Raw genomic sequence first — 675 nt, forward strand, 5'->3', positions numbered from 1 at the left:
TTTTCTTATCACCCATGTTGATTCCATTATCTTTGTTAATGGTTATCGGTCCAACATTAATGTTGTCAAATAATACGTCTTTCTTCGTTGCAACTTTGATTCCACCATTTTCATTCGTCAAGGTGATGTTATCGCCTGTAATGAAGTTCGCTGTATTATTAGTCTTCGTCAATGTTTTCACTGCATTACCATCAATTTGTGTGACAACTTCTTGTAAGGCGCTATCAGCTTTATCTAATTTGTCTTTCGTATCTTGTGATAGTCCTATTGTATAATCGGTAATATTATTTGCTTTATCACTGCTACTTACAGTTATGCCGTCTCCTTGTGTGACTATTGTGCCTTTCGCATTCACTGTATAGATTGCTTGTCCATCAGCACCTTCTGTCTTAACAACGTCAACAATGTTGGTTCCCGCCTGTACTTCTGTTTTCGCTGCTTTTGCTGCTTTATCTAGCTGACGCACATTAACAGCATCGGTATCTTTTACACCTGCGGCGATATTGCTAATTATTGTATTGCCAGCATTGATACCAGTCCTAGTAACAGAAGGACCGCCGTTAATTGTCAATCCTCCGTTATTAATTGTGGTATCACCTAACTTGACACTACCACCTTCTGTCAAATCAATATCTTTCGCTAACTTAATCGCAATACTGCCATCTACATTCGCTT

Annotated in this window: 1 pseudogene; it reads right to left on the reverse strand. The window is 38.5% G+C overall.

Annotated features, from left to right (window positions below):
- A pseudogene (locus A5N85_RS13375) lies at positions 1–571 on the reverse strand (hypothetical protein); the annotation flags it as partial.
- Between the last annotated feature and the right edge of the window lie 104 nt (positions 572–675).

This window comes from Suttonella ornithocola (genome assembly GCF_001889065.1).
Classification (GTDB): Bacteria; Pseudomonadota; Gammaproteobacteria; order Cardiobacteriales; family Cardiobacteriaceae; genus Suttonella_A; species Suttonella_A ornithocola.